Source organism: Cystobacter fuscus DSM 2262, assembly GCF_000335475.2.
GTDB lineage: Bacteria > Myxococcota > Myxococcia > Myxococcales > Myxococcaceae > Cystobacter > Cystobacter fuscus.
In genome coordinates, this window is sequence record NZ_ANAH02000066.1 from 552,707 (window position 1) to 574,508 (window position 21,802).

Here is a 21,802-nt window from a genome sequence, read left to right on the forward strand (position 1 = left end):
CTCAGCACCAGTCCATGACGACGATGAGGCCATCGAAGGTCGGGTCCGCTTCTTCCAGCGCTTCCTCGTGCGCTTTGCTTCGCACACCAACCCGGAAGTCAAAGCCGCAGGCCCTTGCAAGGTCGCGCTCAATCCGCAATTTCGCCAACTGATCTCTGATCACAAACTCTCGAAGGGCCTCTGGGTACGTGTCGAAGTTGTCGGTCTTGACTTCCCAAAGTGTGCGCGTGGCCAGTTGCAGCGCGTCGAAGTTTTTCCCATTCACGAACACATCCCCGCCGGGGAAACTGCTGTTCGGAATTCTGTCGGCGCACTTGTCGTGCAGTCTATTACCGCCACGGTGGTACGGCACTGGGACGGGCTCGCACCTGCGGCGGCGCTCTCGCTCCAAAGTCTCGGGTGGCTCCAGCGGCGGGAAAAAATCCGGCCCCTTGGGCTCCGGCTTGGGCCTTTTTGAGGAGGGCTGCTGACGGGTGCCACGATCAGGAGCCGGCGGCGCTGCTCACCCCCCGGCGGTGGTCGCGCCGGTACGCGCCAGGAGCGCTCCCGCCCCAGCGCTTGAAGGCCCGGTTGAACGAGGCCTCGCTCTGGTAGCCCACGGTCGCCGCCACCTCGCTCAGCGGCAGCTCGCTCTCACGGAGGAACTGGGCCGCCTTCGTCATGCGCCACCGCGCCAGGTACTCCAAGGGGGGCTCTCCGACGAGCGCGCTGAAGCGCGCGGCGAAGCCGGACCGCGAGAGGGCCACGGCCGTCGCGAGGCTCTCGACGGTCCACGGCTCGGCGGGCCGCTCGTGGATGAGCGCGAGCGCCTTGCCAATCTGCGGATCCGCGAGCGCGCGCAGGCCGTGCTCCTGGCACTGGCCTCCCGCGATGTGCGCCCGGATGGCCTGCACGAGCAGGATGTCCGCGAGCCGGCTCATGATCACGGTCGCGCCCGGGCTGTTCGAGGCGCTCTCCGCGATGAGCAGCTGCACGGTGGACGCCAGCGAGGCCGCCGTCACCGGAGCGTCCACGGCCACGTGGATGAGGCGTGGGAGCGCGTCGAACAGCAACGTGCTCGGCGCGGCGCCGAAGCGGAAGGTGCCGGCGATCAGGGCCGTCCGGGCGCCATTGCCTCCCACCCGGATGGAGCCGATGCCACGGGCTCGCTGGCACTCGCCCTGCCCGAGGATGTGGAGCGGGCTGCCCTCCGCGTCTCGGAGCGTGTGCGCGCCACCGTGCGGCAGCAGGGCCAGGTCACCAGCCGACAGGGAGACGGCGCCCTCGACGCCCTCGACCTCCAGGCGAGCGCCCCCGCGCGCCAGGAGGACGATGTGCGCGCCCGGGCTCTGGGGAAACTGGATGCCCCAGGGGGCGTACAGCTCGAAGCGGCCGTGGACGAGGGTGGACAGGCGCATCGTGTCCAGCACGTCCGCGAGGACATCGGCGGGCTGCCCATCCTGCAGCTCTGGACGATTGGTCAATTCTTTTGGACTCGATGACATGGCACGTCCATATCGCCCCCGGTATTTCGTGACCATGACAAACACCACGAAGCTCCTCTCCTCCTATCGCCTGGGCCGCCTCGAGCTGAAGAACCGGGTGGTGATGGCTCCCATGACGCGAAGCCGGGCGCTGGTCGATGGCAACGTGCCCAACCCCCTGGCGGCGACCTATTACGAGCAGCGCGCCTCGGCGGGGCTGCTCATCACCGAGGCGACGCAGGTCAGCCCGCAGGGCGTGGGGTACATCCGCACGCCCGGCATCCACTCGCCCGAGCAGGTGGCGGGCTGGAGGCGGGTGACGGAGGCGGTGCACGCGGTGGGTGGCGTCATCTTCGCCCAGCTGTGGCACGTCGGGCGCGTCTCGCACCCGGACTTCCATGACGGCCTTCTGCCGGTGGCGCCCTCCGCCATCGGGTACGAGGGCGAGGTCTTCACGTTCCAGGGCAAGAAGCGCGTCGTGACGCCGCGAGCGCTGGAGACCGGGGAGCTCCCCGGCATCGTCGAGCAGTTCCGGCGCGCGGCCGAGAACGCCCGGGAGGCGGGCTTCGATGGCGTCGAGCTGCACGGCAGCAACGGCTACCTGCTGGATCAGTTCCTGCGGGATGGCTCCAACCAGCGCACGGATGCCTACGGGGGCAGCATCGAGAATCGGGCGCGCTTCCCGCTGGAGGTGACGCGGGCGGTGGTGGACATCTGGGGCGCGGAGCGGGTGGGCTACCGGCTCTCGCCGCAGAACTTCCCGTACGCGGGCATGTCGGACTCCACGCCGGCCGACACGTTCACCCATATGGCGCGCGAGCTGAACCGGCTGGGGCTCGGCTACCTCCACGTGACGGAGAACGTCTCCGGCAAGGCGGTGCCGAGCGCGGAGCAGCGCATCACCCCGCTGCTGCGCAAGGCGTTCCAGGGCACCCTCGTCGCCAACGGAGGCTACGACGCGCGGGCGGGTGAGGCGGCGATCGCCCGGGGAGAGGCGGAGCTCGTGGCCTACGGCGTGCCGTTCCTGGCCAATCCGGACCTGCCAGAGCGCTTCCGGCGGGAGGCGTTGCTCAACGCGCCGGACTTCGCGACCTTCTTCACGGGCGAGGAGAAGGGCTACACGGACTACCCGGCGCTGCGCTGACCAGGAGGAGGACATCATGATTGCCACGCAACGACAGCAAGGGGTTGAGCGCCGTCTGGGGCGGGTCATCGACCTTCCGGCTCCCATGCCGGGGCAGTTCGGTCCGGCGCACACGGTGGTGCCGGTCATCTCGCATGAGGACTACGCGCTGGCCGATCCGTTCATCCTGTTGATGGACGACCGGATCGACGGCCAGCCGATTGGCGGGCCGCACCCGCACGCCGGCTTCGAGACGGTGACCCTGGTGGTGAAGGGCGGGATGGTCCACGACGACGGGCGGCTGGGAGAGGGTGACGTGCAGTGGATGACCGCTGGGAGCGGGGTCATCCACGGCGAGGGCCTGGAGAAGGCGGGTCAGGCACGCATCCTCCAGCTGTGGCTGACGCTGCCCAGGGCGCAGCGCTGGGTACCCGCGGGCTACCAGGACATCGCGTACGCGCAGCTGCCGGTGCGGCGCGAGCCAGGGGTGGAGGTCCGGCTGTACAGCGGCGGTTCGGGAGCGGTGCGCTCGGTGACGAAGAACTACGTGCCGGTCACCCTCGCCGAGTTCCTGCTCGAGCCGGGCGCGGCCATCGAGCAGGACCTGCCTGCCTCGTACAACGGCTTCTTCTACGTGCTCGAGGGTGAGATCGCGGTGGGCCCGGACGCCCACGCGCTGCGGCCCGGACAGGTGGGCTGGCTGGATCGTCCGAAGGTGGACGGGGACAGCACGATCCGCATCACCGGCACCACGCGGGCGCGAGCGCTGCTGTACGCCGGCCAGCCCCAGGGGGAGCCGCTCGTCAGCTACGGCCCGTTCATCGGAGACACCCAGGCCGACATCCTGAGGGTGATGGGCGAGTACCGCTCCGGTCGCTACGGTCCCCCGCCGCGGCGGGTGTGACGCCGCGCGGAGAGCCTGGACGCGCGCTGCCCGGGGGTGCCCTGGTGGGCGCCCCGGTCCCTCGTCGGACCCGGCGGATTGAACGGTCGAGCCGCCGGGTCTCGAGGAGAGGGACGAACCCTCATGGAGAAACCCGGGCGTGGGGTCCCCTCATGTACCCGGTTTTACTCAGGATTCTCCGGGGGGCGGCGGTGGGCCCTGTTGAATTCCGAGATATTGGGAAATTCGGACGAAACTCCGCGAGGCACGTGGCGACAATGCACCCAGGAGATCTCATGTCCACCTACCGTATCCGCCGCGGCGACACCCTCTCGGCCCTCGCGTCCCGTTTCCACACCAGTGTCTCCGCGCTGGCCCGCGCGAACAAGATCGCCAACCCGAACCTCATCATCGCGGGCAAGTCCCTGCGCATCCCCGGCAAGGTCGACAGCTTCGAGCCCGCCAAGGGCGGCGGAAAGAAGGGTGCTGGCGGCGCGACGGGGGGTGGACAGGTGCAGCAGAGCGGCGGGGCCGCGGGTCCGAACGGGGCGTCGCCCGCGATGCGCAGGCTCGCGGAAGCGGGCCGTGCGGCGGCGATGGGCATGGGCGGGTACAACAGCCAGGGCCTGTGCGCCACGGGCGTGAGCCGGGCCATCCAGAAGGCGTTCGGCGTCAAGGTCTGGGGCAATGGCAACCAGATCGACAACAACCTGCCGCGCGACAAGTTCAAGCAGGTCAACATGTCGCTCGCCGACGCGCTGAAGATCCCGGGCATGGTGCTGACCTGGGAGAAGACCTCGTCGGCCGCGGGCAGCAAGTACGGCCACACCGCCATCACCACCGGCGATGGCCGCTCGTCCGTGAGCGACTTCATCGAGCGCAATACGCTCGCCGCTGGTGGCCGCAGCGGGCTGAAGATCTTCATGCCGACGGTCTGACCGTCCGCTACGCCCCTGAACACCCACGCCCCCGGAGCCGTCTCGGCCGGGGGCGTTGTCATGTCCGCGTTCCGCTCTCTCAGTACGGCGTCTGGGACACGGCGAGGCCGGGGCTCGACTCCCAGGACGTGACGTAGTTGTCCGGGGTGCGCCGCCACCACTGGCCCCACATCACGCCGGACGAGTTCCGGTACGACCACGCGGTGTTGGAGTTGTTGGCCAGCCAGCTCTTGATGGACGCGTCATTGGCCGCGCCGGCCCACTTGCCCGCCCACCGCACGAAGATGCCCTTGAACCCGGCGGTGTCGCCGCTGCCGCCGTTGGCGTCGTACTCGTCATTGAGGATGTCGGCGAGGTGCTGGCCCGTGAGGTTGCGGCGGGTCCAGTTCACCGCCAGCCCGCCCACGTCGCGGTAGCTCGTGTTGCCCGTGGCCTGGTAGAGCAGCGTCGACGCTCCCGCGAAGGTGCCCTGGTTGTAGGTGAAGGCCCACCAGACCTTGGTGCCGTTGGCCTGGATGTGATCGGCCACCTGGCCGGTCGAGGGGTTGACCAGCGTGGCGCGCAGCCAGTTGTAGATCTGATCCGCCTGCGCCCGGTAGCCCGTGTTCACCGTGTTGCGCGCGAGCAGCATCGCCGCGATGGTGGCCGGACCATTCACGCACGCGTTCTTGGTCTGCTTGTCCGTGCGCCACCACAGCCCCCCGCCCAGCTGGTTGTCCCAGGCCCGGTCCCAGATCTTGTTGAACTGCCATTGCGCCTGATCCAGGAACGGACGGTGGCCGGTGATCTCGTAGCCACGCGTCAGGGCGATGACCGCCCACATGACGTCATCGTTGTACTCGTTCCACGACGCGAAGTCCGTGGTGCCGCTGACCACGTTGTTCAGTCCGTTGAGCAGGCTGAACACCAGATCCCGGTGGGCCGGATTGCGCGTCCGATCATAGGCGTCCTCGGCCGCCTCGATCTGCTCGCAGACCCGCCAGAAGTCGAACCGGCTCGGCGCGGCCCGGTTCGTGTCGACCACGTAGTATCCGTTGCCGCCGTTCTGGACATAGAAGGCGTTGTTGTAGGAGTCGAACGCCAGGTTCTTCTCCGCCGGGCTGAGCGCGAGGGCACCTGGCGCGGACGCCACCACCACGGCCGCGACCAGGCCATTCAAGAGCCGCGAGTTCATGTAGGCTTCCTCCTTGGAAGTCGAGACCTCCTGATTCGGAGGTTAAATCCAACTAATCCATTTTTACCCGGAATAAAAGGGAAAGCGGACCGGACGGCCAGGAGGGTGCACGGATGGAGCGAATGGATCGACGGGGGCGGCAGTAGACAAGCCCTGAGACTCAGCGCCGGGCTGCGGGAGGGAAGGGCTCGGCGTCGAGGCGCACGCCCACGTACGAGGGGAAGCGGGGCACGCCGCCGTCGGTGAGCTCCTGATAGCGGAAGGTGATGAGGGTCCCCACCGCGGGCGGCTCACGGCGCTCCTGGTCCGAGAAGCCCGTACCGACGGAGAACCGGGTGCCGTCGCGCAGCTCCACCTCCAGCGCGCCCATCCGGCCCTTGTGCCGGCCGGCTCCGGCCACATGGCCCACCACGCGCGCTTCGTCGTCCTTGAAGCTCTTCACCTTGAGCAGCGTGGGCGAGCGCCCCGCTTCGTAGCGCGAGCCCGGCTGGCGGAGCATCAAGCCCTCGCCCCCGAGTGCCTCCACCCGGGCCAGCTCCGCGCGCAGGTGCGCCACGTCCCGGCACGGCTCGTGCGGCAACCACCTGGCATAGGGGGGAGCCATGTCCTCCACGTAGCGCTGGCAGCGCGCGAGCCGCTCCTCGAAGGGCGCATCCACGCCCGGCGCGTCGAAGATGACGAAGGCCAGGGACTTCCACGCGTCGCTCCGGTCCTGCCGCCGCACGACGCTCACCGTGTGCTGGAACTTGCGCTGCCCGCCGAACAGCTCGCCGTCGAGCGGGAAGTCGGGCAGCCGCGCGGTGAACCACTCGGGCGCGAGGAAGGGATTGCCCTGACGTGACAGGAATTGCTTGCCGTCCCAGTACGCGCGCACTCCATCGAGCTTCTCGCTCATCCACCAGCCCGTCAGCTCGACGTCGTTCTCCCACGGGTGCGCGAGCAGCAGGGGAGGGGCGGTGACACCGGGACCCTCCGAGTCGCCCTCCTGGGAGGGAAGGGGAGCCGAGGCCGCGAGGGTGCCCAGCCGGGTGTTCTCGGCCTCGTCGCCGCGCACCTTGCGCAGGTGTTTGCAGGTACGGCGCTCGATGCCCACCGACTGGTTGCGCCAGGCCGGGCAGGTGCACGAGTACACGCCGCCGGTGTTCTTCAAGATGTACGGCTTCTTCCCCGACCCCTTCACCTCGACCTGCTCGCCGTCCGCGATGTCCGCCACGATGTCCTCCCCACGTGAGGCGGCAATCGTAACCGCCCCGTCCGTCGTGAGCGGAGGACTTGTTCGGGCGAGGCCGGGGAGCGACCTCGGACGTCAAGGCTCGACGGAGCGGGATTCGGACGGCGCCTTCCTCGCGGAGGTCGGCACTCACCCGGTTGATGCCCACTTCGAGACTGGAGGTCTGGGGTGGATGTCTCCGCTTGCGCTTCGTCCGACTAGTTGGTAGATAGTCGGCATGAGCGCCACGACAGCGGACCGCATCCTCGACGCAGCCCAGGCGATCATGATTGAGCGCGGGTACAGCGGCTTCAGCTACGCGGACATCGCGGAGGTCGTGAAGATCAGCAAGCCCACCATCCACCACCATTTTCCGAGCAAGGCGATGTTGGCGAGGGACGTGGTGGTGAGGTACCGCGAGAACATCCGCCTGTCGTTCACCCACCTTGGTCAGATGGTGCCCGACCCGCTCGGGCAGTTGAAAGCGTATGTCTCCTATTGGGAGACCTGCATCCGGGAGAAGACGACGCCCTTTTGTGTGTGCGCATTGCTCGCCGCCGAGATGCCGACGCTCCCCGAGGAGGTGGGGGCCGAGGTCCGGGACCATTTCCGAGAACTCGCGGGGTGGTTGGCCAAGACCCTGGAGGAAGGCCGGCGCCGGGGCAGTCTCGCTTTCGGGCGCACGGCCGCACTGGAAGCCGAACTCTTCATGGCCACGGTCCATGGCGCCATGCTGGCCGCGCGAGCCTCGGGGGAGTGGATGGTCTTCAGCTCGGTGACGACCGAGGTACTTCGCCTCCTCCAAACCAGGACCTGAGTCGCCGGGGCAGGGCCGCGCCTGCTCCTTTCGTTTGTCCTGTCTGTCTATCAACTAGTCGGTAGAAGCTCGTTCATCCCCGTTGTCCCCGAAGGAAAGCGCAATGAGTTCCTCCATGTCGACCCTTGGCCTCGTGCATACCGTGATCAGCGTCGTTCCCCTCGTCTTCGGAGTGTTCGCGTTCGTGCGTGACGGGCAGATCGATCCGCGCAACCGGATCGGCAAGCTGTACACGGCCACCATGGTGGCCTCCATCGTGACGTCCTTCGGCTTGTCGAGCCGGGGCGGTTTCAATCCGGGGCACGCGCTGGGCCTGCTGGCGCTGGGATTGATGCTGGCGGGAGCCGTGGCGGGGAAGATTCGAGGACTCGGGCGAGCCCTCCCCTATGTGCGCACGCTCACGTTCTCCGCGAGCTTCCTGCTTCTGCTGGTGCCTGGAATCAATGAGACCCTGACCCGCCTGCCCGTCGGCCAACCCCTGGCCTCGGGTCCGGAGTCACCGCTCGTGCAGAGGAGCCTGCTTGGCCTGCTGCTCCTCTTCCTGTTGGGATCGAGCTACCAGGTGTTCAAGCTGCGCGGGCGCGCCGAATCCCAGGTGCTCCCGTAGCCCGAGGCCGTCCACACTGTCGATATGACGCAGGTAGCGGTTGGTGTAGCCCTCCGCCGTGGTCCTCACCCTCCAGGAGACGTCGGCCCCTGCGCCCCATGGCATTGAGCCCCGGAAGTTACGGGTCAACCGACGTTGGCGGCTTGGGTATCTCGCGCACGGGGACGTAGCACTTCCCGGCATGCTCGTAGAGCTGGCCACACGGAGGCCTACCCACCATCTCGAACCAGCACCCGCCGTTGATCTCCACCTGTCCGCCCGGAGGTGGCAAGCACGGAGGGGCCTGCTGCCGCTCCAGGCGCTTCGGGGGCATGGGTACGGCGATGGCGCCGCCGTCACGCGTCAGCCAATCGGTGGTGAGGTGCTCGGGTATGGGCCACTCCGGAGGGGGATCGCCGCGGATGGGCTCGGGGTGCGGCGCGAGCACACCCCACAGGGCAATGCTCACGGCGAGAGCCCCCAGCGCACGCGGAGGCCACGTGGCGGGCATGTGCCACACCGACCACGCCTTCCGCTCCCGAGTGGACTCGACCCGTAGCACCACTCGCAAGACCACAACGAAGGGCGCCGTGCTCCCTGTCTTCCACGCGCACGCGATGGAAAAGAGGATGAGCTCCAACCTGCTGAACCCGTGGTGCCTGGCGCCGACGAAGGCTCGGGCCCACTCCCGCCGTTTCTTGATGCTCATGTTGGCGGGGTTACTAGCGCGTACCAAGAGAACGTGTCCACGGTCCACGCCCGCGGAAGCCGACACTCAGTCTCGCAAGGGCGGGGGATTTCTCGCGCACACTCTACGGCTCCAGCTCCCTCTTGATGCGCTCTAGTACTGCGTTGGGACGTCCCATGAAAGCATCAAGCAGACGTTTTTCGACACCGTGCGATTCCCAAACAGTGGCTGGCTCGAGCCCAATGCATTCTTTTGGGGTCGCCTCTCTCGAATTGCCGATGCTATCGAAAATCCAACAGCGGCGGAGCGGTCCCACTTCCATTCTGAATTGAGTAACGGGTTGAGTCAGGCGTTCTTCGATCTCCCTCCACCCGATGGGTTCCCATGATTTCGGGTGTGGAGCGCGGACAACAATCCTGAAAAGGATGGGCTTGGATGCGATCCTGCCCAGGTCCGCGTCCGGCTCGGTGGTCCTGTAATTGTAGAAGGCATCGAACGGCAATTCGAGAACTCTTCCATAGCCGAAGGAGCCGTCTGGAAGGGGAATCCTCATGAATGAACCTGGTTTATGCGTTGGCCGCATGTCCTAGTATCCTGTGTAACGGTGAAGTTCGCTCCAGCGAAGCATGTCAGCAGAGCGACCCCTCTTGGCACCCAGCGCCTCCAGGTATGGGCTCCGCTCGCGAGGAGCCCCACGCGGGATTACAGGGAGGCCGTGCGGCCGAGTCAACCAAGGGACAGCGAACAAGAGGATGCCGGCGTAGCCCAGTCCCCGCTCGAGGGAGCCCTCGCGGTGTGGCGAGGCCTCCCTCGGGGGGAGGTCATTCAGGGGGCCCAGGGGGCGACGACGTTCCAGGTCGAGTCGGCGTTGAAGCCGCCGGCCGAATCCCAGGTGCTCCCGTAGCCCGAGGCCGTCCACACCTCGGCGGCGTAGTGGCGGATGTAGCGGCCGGGGTAGTTGAAGGACTCGAACGACACCCCCGAGCCGGTCAGACCCGGCTGGGCGCAGAAGGTGGCGTCCTGGTCGAAGAGCGCCGAGCCATCGCGGCGATCCCTCCGCACGCGGCTGCCCATGTGCCGCAGGTACTCACCCGGGAAGTTGCGCGACTCGAACGAGTAGCAGCTCGACTCGGCCAGGCCGGGCACGAGCTTGAAGGTCGCGTCCTGCTTGAGCACCGAGCTGCTGGCTCCGTCCACCACCTCGGTCCTGGCCAGGCTGTCGATGTGACGCAGGTAGCGGTTGGTGTAGCCCGCCGACGTCACCTGGAAGGACTGGAACGTGTTCGTGGGGACGTTCGCGCCGCTCTTCCACCACGGCGTCGCGATGGCCCAGGTCGCGTCCTGACGGAAGCCCGTGGTGTTCTCCAGGACGTCCACCCAGACCTCGCCCCCGCGGTGACGCAGGTAGGCGCCGGGCTTGTTCTTGGACTCCAGCGACACGTTCCCCGAGCCATCCAGCGCGCCGCGCGCGCAGAAGGTGGCGTCCTGGTCGAAGAGCGCCGAGCCGTCACGCCCGTCCCGGCGGATGCGGCTGTTGGAGTGGCGCAGGTAGCTGCCCGGGTAGTTGCGCGACTCGAACGAGTAGCAGGCGGCATCGGCCAGGCCGGCGACGATCTTGAAGGTCGAGTCCTGCTTGAGCGTGGTGGCGCTGGTGGGGGTCACCACCTCGGTGGTGCCCAGGCTCTCGATGTGCCGCACGAAGCGGTTGGTGTAGCCCGGCGTCGTCACCTGCAGGGCGCGGAACTGTCCCACGGGCAGCGGCCCCTTGTTGTTGAGCAGCTTCGAGGCGGCGATCAGATCCAGATGGGCCGCGCGAACCTGGTTGAAGTCCATCTTGAACACGGCCCGATCGTAGGTGTACAGGCCGTTCACCTCGTTCTCCACGTCGGTGATCTCCGTGTAGACGGACGCGCTCAAACCGGGGTTGTCGAGCAGCGCCCGCTGGCCGGCCATGAGCTCCAGGTAGCGCGCGGTGAGCGACGCGCTCGTGGTGTACAGCTCGCCGTACCCGAAGCCATTGCCGGGGCTCCACTCGTGGCCGGAGATGCGCATGCCCAGGCCGCCGAACTCCCCCAGCACCGCCGCGCGCGTGGCGGACGGAACCGGGGAGCCCGGGCCCTGGTAGACGTGCCAGTCCGCCAGGTCTCCGTTGCCACCGTCCACGGCACCACAGCAGTTGATGCCGCTCATGTTGTCCACCAGCCGCGAGGCATCCCAGCTCTTCACCAGGTCCGCCAGCCGGGCCTGATCGTACTGACCCCAGCCCTCGTTCTGCACCACCCAGGTGATGAGGGAGGGGGAGCTGCGGTGCTCGTCCACCATCTCGCGCAGCTCGCGCTCGAACTGGGCCTTCGCCGCCGTGGACGGCCCGGTCAGGGCCATGAGCGGCATGTCCTGCCAGACGAGCAGGCCGAGCTTGTCGGTCCAGTAGAACCAGCGCTGGGGCTCGACCTTGATGTGCTTGCGGATGAGGTTGAAGCCCAGATCCTTGTGCTTCTGGATGTCGAACTTGAGCGCCGCGTCCGTGGGCGCGGTGTAGATGCCGTCCGGCCAGTAGCCCTGATCCAACGTGCCGAGCTGGAAGACGAACTGGCCGTTGAGCACCGGACGCAGCACGCCCCCCACGAGCTTGAGCCCGACGGAGCGCATGCCGAAGTAGCTCGTCACCTGGTCCACGACGGTGGAGCCGCTCTTGAGCGACACGCGCAGGTCATAGAGGAAGGGGCTGTCGGGGGACCACAGCTTGGGGTTGGGCACGGGGATGCGGATCTCCCCGTCCACGCTGCCCGTGGCGCTGCCCACCTGCGTGGTGCCATCGAAGGCCACGGCCTCGACCGTCTGGCCGGCGATTCCCGCGCCGCGCACCGTCAGGCGCAGGGCCGAGCCCGCCACGTCCGGCGTCATGTCCAGGCGGGTGATGCTCGCGGACGGCGTGGGCTCGAGCCACACCGTCTGCCAGATGCCCGAGGCGGCCGTGTAGAAGATGCCACTGGGGTTGTTGCGCTGCTTGCCCACGGGCTGTCCGCCCGCGTCGGTGGGATCATAGACACCGACGATGATCTCGTTGGTGCCGCCATTGAGGTGGGGGGTGATGTCGAAGCTGAAGCCGTCGAAGCCGCCCTGGTGGCTGCCCACGAGCTGGCGGTTGACGTAGACGGTGGCCTCCCAGTCCACGGCGCCGAAGTGGAGCTGGACGCGCCGGCCGCTCCAGGCGGCGGGCACGGTGAAGGTGCGCCGGTACCACATCCGGTCCTGGTGCCGCTTGATGCCGGAGATGGCCGACTCGATGGGGAAGGGGACGAGAATGCTCTCGGACAGGTTCTGGCCGAAGGGAGGCGTCTGGCCCGCGGTGGCGTTGCCGAACTGCCACTCGCCATTGAGGTTCTGCCAATCGGCGCGCACCATCTGCGGCCGGGGATATTCCGGCAGGGCGTTGCTGGGAGTCGCCTGCGAGGTCCACTGCGTCGTCAGCGGCGGCGTCTTGGGCGCCCAGGCGGCCTGGGCTCCCTGGGACGAGAACAAGCCACAAAGCAGGGGCAGCAGTCGCAGCGCCGTGCCGCCAATACGTGTGCGTCGAGAGGGTTGGGTCATGGGTGTCCTCCCGGAGCCGACAGGGGGGATTCAGCTGTCTCCGGGGCTGTGCCCATTTACACGATTTCCAATGAATTCACATGAAGACAGTGATTAAAATGACTTCCGGACCTGTCCAGTGAAGCGCAACGGCGGGTTCAGCTGCGGGATGCCGCATCGCGTCGTTCCAGGAAGCACGCCGAGGAGCAGGGGAGGGCGCCTCACTCGCGAGGACGCCGCCTCCTCCGCGGACAAGGGATTACATCTAGGGACAGAGCCGCTCGACAGATTTGATCCGCACGGCTCCGTCGACATTCGCGTCGTTCGTCTGGTCGCCGATGGCGATGGTGCCGTTCGCCGCGAAGTTGTTCCGCGTGAGCTTCGCGACGCCGTCGATGCTCACCGTTGCCACCTTCGCCGCGTCCACCGAGAGTTCGTAAACATGATACGCGCCGTCGGTCACCGCGAACGCCGCGGACTGCGTGTCGTCCGCCCAGCCGATCGCCGCGCTGTCGAGGTAGATCATCTGCGCGCGATCCACGGCTTGTCCGCCCGGGGGTGTGAAGCTGCCCAGGATGGCCGCGCCGCTGTCGAGCTGGTTGTGGGTGTTCACCGACTCGACCTGCATCGTCACGCGGAGGGTGAAAGGCTTCGTGGCGTCGAGCGCGTTCGCCCGCATGATGAGCAACTGCTCGCTCGTTCGCGCGCCACTGCTCGTCGACGTCGCGAGGCGAACGTAGTCCGCGCCGTACGTGAGCGTGTTCGGTGTCTGCGAGGCCGTCGTCCATCCTTGCGCCGCGATGTCGTTACCGCCGACCAGCAGCGGAACGCTCGCCCGAGCCGTCCACCGCGTGGTCGACGTCTCCGGCACGCACGTCTCGCAGGCGTTTCCCGGGTTCGGCGCACCCGAGGCGTGGAGCACGCCGTCAATGAAGCACTTCGGGGTGCACGTGCCGGCCGAGCAAACCTGTCCCGCGTTGCATGACGTCCCGTCAGCGCGTGGCGTCCACGCGGTCGCGGACGTCAGCGGCGAGCACTGTTCGCACGGATTCGTCTCGTTCACCGCCCCGGCGGGGACCTGCTTGCCGTCGATCTGACAGGTCGCGACACAAACACCGCTCTCACAAGCCTCGCCAGTCGCGCACGCCTTGTCACAACCGTCGGGTGTGTCGACGGGGCTGGGAATGGAATGATCGCCGCAAGCCGCTACGAGGCCGAGCACGACGAGGCAGGAGAGAGTGGTGGAGCGAATGAGGAGCATGGATCACCGGGGAAATGGCTGCGTTGAGAGGCAATCCGAATAACATCGCGTCATCGATTCCCCTCGAAACATCGTCTTGACAGCCTTGGACCAAGACAATAGGTTAAAAATGGAAAACCAGCAATAACACAACTTGGTATGGGCAAAAACATGATCATGGAGAAGAACGAGGATGGATTCAGGAGCTTCCGCACGAAGGCATTCACGTCGCGCGAGCTGTCTCGTTCTGTCCCGGCGCTTTTCCTCGCGGCCGCTCTGCTCGGATGCGGAGCGGGGAGCGAGGGAGGGGAGCTGTCGGACATCGCGACGACGGCGCGCGGCGAGGACCGGCTGGAGCTGGCGACGAACCCGGCGGATGTCCTGCCCGCGCCTTCCGCCTCCGCTGTGAGCTGCACGCCGCTGTGCGGTGGGAGCTGCACGCCGGTGCAACTCGCGCAAGCTACCGGTCTCGACAAGCCCATCCTTCCCGTGGGCAACGACGTGTACTTCGCCGGGGCGATCACGTACGAGGCCAGCTACAGCTACTTCGGCCGAGTCTCCAAGCAGGGCGGCTCGAGAGTCCTGCTCGCCCAGAATCTCCTGCGCCCGCCCACGTTCTTGTCGAACGCAACCTCCGCCTACGCCGTCGTCAGATACCCGGGCAACTCGGGGCTCGGCCACCTGAACGAGATCAATCCCGACGGAAGCATCACCCCGGTGCCGGGCATCGACGGCTCCCGCTCCCTCACCCTCACCGCCGTGGACGCGACGAAACTCTACGCGTTGTCTCTCGGTGACGGGTCCGTCTGGTCGACGTCGCTCTCCTCGGGAGGCGCCTGGACCCAGACCACCCGGTCGATCGCGAACGAGGTGGGCAGGAGCGTGCGCGTGGACGGCACCAGCGTGTACATCGTGACCGACGACGTGGCGAAGGACCAGTCCACCGTGTGGAAGGCCTCGAAGCAGGGCCTGGCGACGCCCACGAGACTCGTCACCATCCCGGGCAGCATCGTGTCGCTCACCCCGGACGAGACGGACCTCTACTTCGCCGACCGCACGGGAGGCATTTTCAAGGTGTCCAAGAGCGGCGGTGCCGTCACCCGGCTCGCGAGCACCGCGACCAATTTGTCCATCACCGTCGATGCGGAGCGCTACTACTGGTTCAATGGCACGGCCCTGACGGCGACGTGCAAGAACGGCGGTGGCTCCCAGGTGCTGGCCACCGTTTCGTCCCCTCCGGAGATCATTCCCGAAGTCATCGCGGTGGATGGAGAGGGCGTCTACTGGCGCAACTCCAGCCAGGTCTGGAAGATCGCGAAGTAGGGTGCGCCCGACGGTCCCCGGACGGCGCGGAACTCAGCGCCGCTTCCGAAGGCCATATCCGCGGAGTTTACGCGGCGGACCGTCCCGCCGCCGAGCCGGCCGGCGATACGGAGAGGGGCAGTGCCTCCAGGCCGCGCAGGCCGATGTTGGGACGCCAGCGCAGCTTCTCCGCCGGCACCGCCAGGTCGAGGCGCGGGAAGCGCCGCAGCAACGCGGGGATGGCGACCCGGGCCTCCAGCCGGGCCAGCGGAGCGCCCAGGCAGTAGTGGATCCCGTACCCGAAGGACACGTGGCGGTTCGGGGTGCGGGTGATGTCGAGCGTGTCCGCGTTCGGGAACGCCGCCTCGTCCAGGTTCGCCGAGGCGATGAGCAGGGTGACCGCGCTGCCCTCGGGAATCCGCACGCCCGCGAGCTCCACATCCTCCTTGGCGAAGCGCGGCGCCACCTGCCCCACGGGGTTGGTGAAGCGCAGCATCTCCTCGATCGCGCTGTCGATGAGGTCGGGCTGCTCGCGCAGCTTCTGGAGCTGGTCGGGGTGCCGCACCAGCGCCAGCATCCCGTTGCCGATGAGATTCACCGTCGTCTCGTGCCCGGCGAAGAGCAGGAGGAAGACCATGGAGATGAGCTCGTCCTCGCCGAGCCGGTCCCCGCCCTCCTCGGCCTGCACCAGCGCCGTCACCAGATCATCCCCCGGCTGGTCGCGGCGCAGCTTCACCAGCCTGCGCAGGAACCGGTTGAGCTGGAGCATGTAGGGGTAGTTGCGGATGAACGCCAGGGGGCTCATCGCCGCGGGATCCAGGACCTTGGTGATCAGCTTGCGGAAGCTGAGGCGGTCGGGTTCGGGGACGCCGAGCATCTCCGAGATGACGGTCAGCGGCAGGGGCATCGCGAACTCCTCCATGAGGTCCACGACCGGCTTCCGGGCGGCGGCGTCCAGCAGCTCCTCGGTGATCTGCTCCACCCGCCCGTTCATCTTGTCGACCATCAGGGGGGTGAACGCCTTCTGGACGAGGTTGCGCAGGCGGCGGTGATCCGGCGGATCCTTGAGCACCATGCTGGAGACGAGCATCCGCAGGATGGCCGGCACCCACCAACGGTCCAGGGAGGTGCCGCCGGGGACGTTGCGGCGGTCGTTGGCGAAGCGTGGATCCTTGAGGACGCTGACGACCTCCTCGTACCGGGGGAGGACGAAGCCCTCGCCGTAGAGGGCGGGCGAGCGGAGGACCGGCCCCAGCTTCCGCAGCTTCGCGTAGACGGGAATGGGATTGGCCCGCGCCTCCGGGGACTCGAACTCGCGCTGAAGGTTGACGCGCACTGCCTCCACCATGTGGAACCCACCTGTCCGTGGCCCCTGCTCGGGGCGGTTTGGGGGGGGTAGTTATGCGCGAGGAGCCCGCTCCGCGCCAGGGCCACATTCACGAGGTGACGCCCGAGTAGCCGACCTGGCTGGCGATGGATTCCACGCTCGTCGTCGTCTCCAGCAGGCGGCACCACGGGTGCTGCTGCCTCCGGGGCTTCGCTACCTGCCACCCCACAGCGAGATGGCCATCAGGACCCAGAACGCCTGATGCGCCAGCACGATGAGCCAGAACGGCACCTGAAACGAAACCTTCCGGGTCTTGTGACGGAACTTCTGTTGGGCGATCAGGGCTCCCGGCCAACCGCCCAGCAGCTCAAACAAGTGCAGCATCGACTCCGACGTCCGCCAGGAGCCACGCGTGGCGCTCCGTTTGTCGTCCCAATAGAGAGCGAAGGTCAGCAGGCTCGCTACGGGGTAGATCAACAATGGCCAGACAGAGAGCCCGGCGACCAACAGTCGGAGGCTGCCGAGGGTCGGTAGCGTGCAGAGTGCCAGGAAGATCGCGAACTTCACCCTCGGGTTCCGCACGGCCTGGCCTTCCCTCCGCGGCTCGTGGTGGACGCTCGGCTCGTCGATGGTCAGGCTGTCCAGGTGAGCCTTCTCGGCACGCAAGCGGCCCTGGGTGTCCTTGCCCACGATGAAGCTCACCTGATCTCCGGTCTGCGGACGCCGGTCGCCGCGAAACGCGGAGATGTGCAGGAAGACCTCGTCTCCACCCGCCGTGGGCCGGATGAAGCCGAAACCCTTGTCGTCATTCCAGCGGCTGATCACCCCTGGGTTCTTCATGATCTCTCACTTGGAGTGCGTTCGGATACGCTCCAGAAGTTAACATGCCGTCAGGTAGCTCACCACGCCAATCGCCGTCCGCGTGCGGCAACCCCCGCGGAGCCATGAGGCGGCGCCGCATGGCAAGCCCAGCGACCGGCGCACGAGGCGCGCTCCTCACGGCTTTTTCTGCTTTGATTCGATAATCTGGTTTTCCATTGTGAGCGGCTTATGTCATGGTTAGCACATGCCGTGAAGAGGGCCTTCACCCTCCGGATGACACGCCTTTTCCGTGTGGCTTTCGGAGACCCCACATCGCAACCGAGTTGCAGAGGAAGAGAGATGAGCCGGTTTCACCATTCCGCGTCGCGTTTGTGTCTGTTCCTGTCGCTAGGCCTCCTCGTGGGCTGCACCCAGGGCACACCCGCTGTCCACGAACCCAGGTCCACCCCGAGTGGCCTCGCGAGTGAAATCAGTATTTTCGGCACGAGCGCGTCGCCCACCACGCTCGAGGATTCGGACACGGCCTCCGTCGAGCTGGGCGTGAAGTTCCGCTCCAGCGTCCCTGGCGCCGTCACCGGCATCCGCTTCTACAAGGGCAGCGCGGCCAACGCGGGCACGCATGTCGGGAGCCTCTGGACCCGTGCCGGGCAGCGGCTCGCCTCCGCGACGTTCACCCAGGAGACCGCGACCGGGTGGCAGACGGTGCGCTTCGCCTCGCCCGTGAGCATCGCGGCCCATACCACCTATGTCGCCTCCTACCTCGCTCCGCGCGGCCGGTACTCCGCGACGGGCGGCTACTTCGCCGGGCAGGACGCGACGAATGGCCCCCTCACCGCGCTGGCGTCCGGGGTGGATGGTCAGAACGGCGTCTATGTCTATGGAAGCGGCGGCTTCCCCACGCAGAGCTATCAGAACACCCATTACTTCGTGGACGTGCTCTTCCTCCCCACCCCCGACACGAGCGCCCCCTCCGCTCCGGGTTCGCTCGTCGCCACCGCCTCCGCGCCGGGGAGCATCCAGCTCACCTGGGGCGCGGCCACGGACGATGTCGGGGTGACGGCCTATCTCGTCTTCCGTGAGGGCGAGGAGGTCGCCTCGGTGCCTGGCACGACGCGCGGCTACAAGGACCTGGGCCTCGCGGCTTCCACGCTCTACCGCTACACGGTGAAGGCCCGGGACTTCGCGGGCAATCTCAGCGCCGCCTCCAACACGGCCTCGGCCACCACGTCCGCGCAACAGCCACCCGATGGGTTGAACCTGCCCCGTGTGCCCTGGGAGGGCGGGCCCGCCTTCTACGCCCGCTTCCCGGCCATGGCGGGCACGCCCTGGCTGTCCGAGGACTTCTTCCCCATCGGCTACTGGGGCGCGTACACGGACGAAGAGCGGCGCATCACCACCGACAAGGCGCACGGCATCAATACCTTCCTGGAGACCTATGCCGGCAACGGCTCGTCCGCGGGATGGATGCGCCAGCATGGCATCTGGAACCTCGCCGGCTCGGGTCTGGGCGGTGAGGCGGTGGGAACGACCTTCTACGATGAGACGGACATGTGGGCCGGACCCGGGTGGGATCCGTGGACCGGCAATGTGGCCACCTATGACGTGTGCATCCCGGATGATCCGCGCCGCTGTGGCTTCACCATCTACAACGCGCTGTACCAGGAGCTGAACAACCCGAACGCCTTCATCTACGCGAACGTGGGCAAGGGCGCGCTGATGTGGTGGTCGGACGAGCAGCGGGAGATTGGCATCAACGGCGCGGAGGGCCCGGACCCGAGGGCGAACTGGCGGTTCGGCATGGTCACCGGTGACATCTACTTCTACACGGATGGCAACATTGGTGGCGAGGCGCCCAACTGGTTCGACATTCCCGCGAACGAGGTGCGCCGGGCCGCCAACTACGGTGAAATCCTGATGACGGGCCTGCGCAGAGCGTCGGGCGCCGGCAACAATGGCGAGCCGCGCATCCCGCTGGGCGTCATCGTGGAGCTGGGCGGACAGGCCCAGGGCAGTGTCATCACCGCCAACCAGGTGGAGGGGGCGGTGTGGTCGACGCTCATCCACGAGGCGCGCATGCTCGGGTACTTCTCGCACGTCTTCTCCGACTCCACCGCGAACCCATTCTCCACCGACGTCCTCAACGACTCGCGGGCGGAGTACCAGGCGACGCGCGAGCGCGTGAAGAAGATCAACGCCGAGGTGACCGCGCTGGCCCGGGTGCTCAACACCCAGTCCTATGTGTGGCAGTTCAACCCGAGCCTGAGCACGATGCTCAAGTACCGCGACGGCGCGGCCTACGTCTTCGCCATGCAGAAGCGGCAGTTCACCAGCGGGACCTACACCTTCACCCTCCCGGCGGAGCTCCCCGCGAGCGGGACCCTCGAAGTGCTGGGCGAGAACCGCTCCATCTCCTACTCCGGCGGCAGGTTCACCGACTCCTTCACGGCCGAGTACACGCACCACTCGTACCGCATCCCGGACTGAGCAGGTGACACGGGGCGCCCCGCGACGGAACGGTCTCCGTCGCGGGGCGGCTTCTTCGGGCGCGTGGGGCCGGAAGGCGCCTCAGTGAGGCTGATACACCTGGTAGGAGAACGCGTAGATGGCGTCCGAGCCCAGGAAGGCCGCGGTATCGGTCGAATAGACGTCCACGTAACCCCAGTCCCAGTAGTGGCCGCTCACCCAGTTGTCGTAATAGTGCAGACCATAGCCATTCGGCACGAGCACGGAGGCCGTGAAGTAGCCAAAGACATCCGCGACGACGTCCTTCCGGACGATGTTCGAGATCCCCTCCGTCTGGAAAAAGACGGTGACGCGGGCGAAGCTGGCCGCCTGCTGGTTGCTGTCGAAGGCCTGCCCAGTCACGATCAGCTCACACCCCTCCTTCGCCCGGAAACGCATTCCATACCCGTAATTCACGGGATGGGCGTCATTACTCCAGCAGGGCTGGATATAGGACAGGGTCCCACTCCGGACCGGCACCGAGGGAAGCAGTGACAGCGTATAGCTTCCCGTTCCACTGGAGGAGGCGACCCGGAAGTAGTACGTGCCGGGCGACAGGGAGAGTGCGTACGTGTTTCCTTGAGCACCGCGACCCATGCTGCCCAGGTTGGAATTGAAGATGTCCAGGAAGAAGGTGCTCCCCGCGGTCTGCCCGTCCAGTCTCACGCGCAGGTTCGTCTGGGTGGTGACCTGGTAGGCGACCCAGTCCTGGTCATAAACGTTGTCGATCGTCTGCTGGAGCGTGGGCAAGCCCGATACGGCCCGGGCCTGGGTCACGTTGTCATCGGGCTCGGCCGGGTCCGGGTTGGGCGAGAACGTCGCCAGCAGGTAGAACGGGGTGGTCTCCGACGAGCCCGCGTAGGAGGTGACGCGGATGAAATAGTAGCCTCCCGCGCTGGCCGACAGGCTGAGCTGCTCGGTCGTGCCCGGCCCGTACATGGAATCCAGCTGGTTCTCCAGGTACCCCGTGGACGCATTCAGACGGAACACGCTCAAGTCATAATCAATGGTCGCGTCGTTCGGGGGCACCATGAGGGCCGTGAGCTTTCCGGCGGAGGGCGTATGGACGTAATACCAATCCTCCTGTCCCACGGCGGTGAGGTAGTCGCCGTAGACGGCCTCCAGATTGATGGGAATGGCCTGACTCGCATCGTGATTGTTGGCGGCCAGGGGCGACATCAGCGCGGCACTCGCGGAGAGCGTCTTCATCCCCTCGGGAGGCGCCACCGATACACGCGGAACTTGGGAAGGCGGCTGCTCCGAGCCACAACCCAGGACGGCCATCGAGGCACAGAGAAACGCCAGGAGCTTTCTTCGCATGTCTATTCTTTCCTTGATCATCCGGTCTTGGAGGCTGGAGGCGGGTCCCCCCCTGCCTCGACGGGATGCGTGGCTAGATAGAGCCGCGCCGCTTCATCTGTCAAATCTTATCGTGCATGGGCTCAGTCCCCTCTTCAACCGATCCGCATGGACAGCTCGACATCTTCGGCGAATGGCGTGGACAGGTAGCCCGCGGCGGGCGAGCGGACGCGCGCCAGGTAGTCGGGGCTGAAGTCGGCGTTGTCGGCGATGATGAGCGCGCCCGGCCTGAGGTGGCTCTCCACCAGGTCCAGGATCTCGGGATAGAGCGCCTTGGCGCCGTCGAGCAGGATCAGGTCGATCGTTTCCGGGAGCTCGACGGCCAGCGTCCGCAGCGCGTCTCCCTCGCGGAGCTCCACCAGGTCGATGAGACCACCGGCCGTCAGGTTTTCGCGGGCGCGCTCCACCTTGGACGGCTCGAACTCGCTGGTGATCAGGCGGCCGCCGCCATTGTCACGCAGCGCCGCGGCGAGGTGCAGGGTCGAGATGCCGAACGAGGTCCCGAACTCGACGATCGTCCGCGCGTTGCAACTCCGCGCCAGCATGTAGAGCAGGGTGCCTGTCTCTCGCGAGACCGCGAGCGGAAAATCCTTCAGGCGCCCATAGAAGTCCAGGTAGTCGGTCTTGCTACGCATCCGTCTGGCCCGTTCTTCGCTGGAAAGATTGGCGAGCGCCGGGCTCGTCGTCGGCGACGTCGAGGCGGCCTCTTCGAACAACCGATCCAACAGCGGTGCAAGCGGGGAGGTGGTGAGGGTGGTCATGTCTATCTCCGGTTCAAGGTGCGTCCGTCGTTGAGCC

The 21,802-nt window shown here is 66.9% G+C and carries 19 protein-coding genes; 7 read left to right on the top strand and 12 right to left on the bottom strand.

The genetic code is table 11. The features are described 5' to 3' along the window. Position 1: 1 nt before the first annotated feature. Together D187_RS51230 and D187_RS42920 are read right to left on the bottom strand one after the other, a co-directional pair. Positions 2–391, bottom strand: a complete 390-nt coding sequence (locus tag D187_RS51230; RefSeq protein WP_438356981.1) for a DUF6310 domain-containing protein — start codon at positions 389–391, stop codon at positions 2–4. A gap of 91 nt (positions 392–482) precedes the next feature. After that, positions 483–1,463 carry an AraC family transcriptional regulator gene (locus tag D187_RS42920; protein WP_245591968.1) on the bottom strand — a complete coding sequence of 327 codons (981 nt, stop codon included), beginning with the start codon at positions 1,461–1,463 and terminating at the stop codon, positions 483–485. Positions 1,464–1,518: 55 nt separating this feature from the next. On the opposite strand from D187_RS42920, the gene D187_RS42925 reads away from it, so the two are divergent. The 3 genes from D187_RS42925 (at position 1,519) to D187_RS42935 (ending at position 4,407) form a co-directional block, all read left to right on the top strand. After that, positions 1,519–2,607 carry an alkene reductase gene (locus D187_RS42925; RefSeq protein ID WP_043434631.1) on the top strand — a complete coding sequence of 363 codons (1,089 nt, stop codon included), beginning with the start codon at positions 1,519–1,521 and terminating at the stop codon, positions 2,605–2,607. 16 nt (positions 2,608–2,623) lie between these two features. Continuing rightward, the gene (locus tag D187_RS42930; protein WP_002620809.1) at positions 2,624–3,490 is read left to right on the top strand and encodes a pirin family protein; all 867 of its coding nucleotides are present in this window, start codon (positions 2,624–2,626) and stop codon (positions 3,488–3,490) included. 275 nt (positions 3,491–3,765) lie between these two features. After that, a complete protein-coding gene (locus D187_RS42935; RefSeq protein ID WP_002620811.1) occupies positions 3,766–4,407 on the top strand; it encodes a LysM peptidoglycan-binding domain-containing protein in 642 nt (213 codons plus the stop codon). 79 nt (positions 4,408–4,486) lie between these two features. On the opposite strand, the gene D187_RS42940 is transcribed toward D187_RS42935, so the two are convergent. Then, positions 4,487–5,581, bottom strand: coding sequence for a glycoside hydrolase family 76 protein (locus D187_RS42940; RefSeq protein ID WP_002620813.1), 1,095 nt, complete (start codon positions 5,579–5,581; stop codon positions 4,487–4,489). 160 nt (positions 5,582–5,741) lie between these two features. Continuing rightward, a complete protein-coding gene (locus tag D187_RS42945) occupies positions 5,742–6,794 on the bottom strand; it encodes a DNA ligase (RefSeq protein ID WP_002620816.1) in 1,053 nt (350 codons plus the stop codon). A gap of 235 nt (positions 6,795–7,029) precedes the next feature. Between D187_RS42945 and D187_RS42950 the strand changes: the two genes are divergently transcribed. Together D187_RS42950 and D187_RS42955 are read left to right on the top strand one after the other, a co-directional pair. Continuing rightward, on the top strand, positions 7,030–7,608 hold the full coding sequence (locus D187_RS42950) for a TetR/AcrR family transcriptional regulator (RefSeq protein WP_002620817.1): 579 nt from the start codon (positions 7,030–7,032) through the stop codon (positions 7,606–7,608). Positions 7,609–7,723: 115 nt separating this feature from the next. After that, positions 7,724–8,215, top strand: coding sequence for a hypothetical protein (locus D187_RS42955; protein ID WP_245591969.1), 492 nt, complete (start codon positions 7,724–7,726; stop codon positions 8,213–8,215). A 118-nt stretch (positions 8,216–8,333) separates the two neighbouring features. Here the strand turns inward: D187_RS42955 and D187_RS42960 are convergent, their stop codons facing one another. From D187_RS42960 to D187_RS42970, 4 genes are all read right to left on the bottom strand, one after another. Continuing rightward, positions 8,334–8,903 (bottom strand): hypothetical protein, encoded by a 570-nt coding sequence (locus tag D187_RS42960; protein WP_043434310.1) that lies wholly within the window; start codon positions 8,901–8,903, stop codon positions 8,334–8,336. A gap of 103 nt (positions 8,904–9,006) precedes the next feature. Continuing rightward, positions 9,007–9,465 (bottom strand): Imm26 family immunity protein, encoded by a 459-nt coding sequence (locus D187_RS53345; protein ID WP_076606334.1) that lies wholly within the window; start codon positions 9,463–9,465, stop codon positions 9,007–9,009. A gap of 242 nt (positions 9,466–9,707) precedes the next feature. Further along, positions 9,708–12,473 carry an AbfB domain-containing protein gene (locus tag D187_RS42965; protein WP_002620822.1) on the bottom strand — a complete coding sequence of 922 codons (2,766 nt, stop codon included), beginning with the start codon at positions 12,471–12,473 and terminating at the stop codon, positions 9,708–9,710. A 244-nt stretch (positions 12,474–12,717) separates the two neighbouring features. Then, positions 12,718–13,713, bottom strand: a complete 996-nt coding sequence (locus D187_RS42970) for a hypothetical protein (protein ID WP_043434311.1) — start codon at positions 13,711–13,713, stop codon at positions 12,718–12,720. 150 nt (positions 13,714–13,863) lie between these two features. Between D187_RS42970 and D187_RS42975 the strand changes: the two genes are divergently transcribed. Further along, positions 13,864–15,015 carry a TolB family protein gene (locus D187_RS42975; protein ID WP_002620825.1) on the top strand — a complete coding sequence of 384 codons (1,152 nt, stop codon included), beginning with the start codon at positions 13,864–13,866 and terminating at the stop codon, positions 15,013–15,015. Between the two features lie 67 nt (positions 15,016–15,082). Here D187_RS42975 and D187_RS42980 read toward each other — a convergent pair whose 3' ends face one another. Further along, complete coding sequence (locus tag D187_RS42980) at positions 15,083–16,342, bottom strand: cytochrome P450 family protein (protein ID WP_002620826.1); 1,260 nt, start codon at positions 16,340–16,342, stop codon at positions 15,083–15,085. Between the two features lie 192 nt (positions 16,343–16,534). Continuing rightward, positions 16,535–17,161, bottom strand: coding sequence for a DUF1294 domain-containing protein (locus tag D187_RS42985; RefSeq protein ID WP_002620828.1), 627 nt, complete (start codon positions 17,159–17,161; stop codon positions 16,535–16,537). Positions 17,162–17,482: 321 nt separating this feature from the next. On the opposite strand from D187_RS42985, the gene D187_RS58540 reads away from it, so the two are divergent. Further along, positions 17,483–19,627 carry a DUF4082 domain-containing protein gene (locus D187_RS58540; protein ID WP_002620829.1) on the top strand — a complete coding sequence of 715 codons (2,145 nt, stop codon included), beginning with the start codon at positions 17,483–17,485 and terminating at the stop codon, positions 19,625–19,627. An 81-nt stretch (positions 19,628–19,708) separates the two neighbouring features. On the opposite strand, the gene D187_RS42995 is transcribed toward D187_RS58540, so the two are convergent. Beyond that, a complete protein-coding gene (locus tag D187_RS42995; protein WP_002620830.1) occupies positions 19,709–20,965 on the bottom strand; it encodes a hypothetical protein in 1,257 nt (418 codons plus the stop codon). Positions 20,966–21,099: 134 nt separating this feature from the next. After that, complete coding sequence (locus D187_RS43000) at positions 21,100–21,765, bottom strand: O-methyltransferase (RefSeq protein WP_002620831.1); 666 nt, start codon at positions 21,763–21,765, stop codon at positions 21,100–21,102. Positions 21,766–21,802 lie beyond the last annotated feature (37 nt).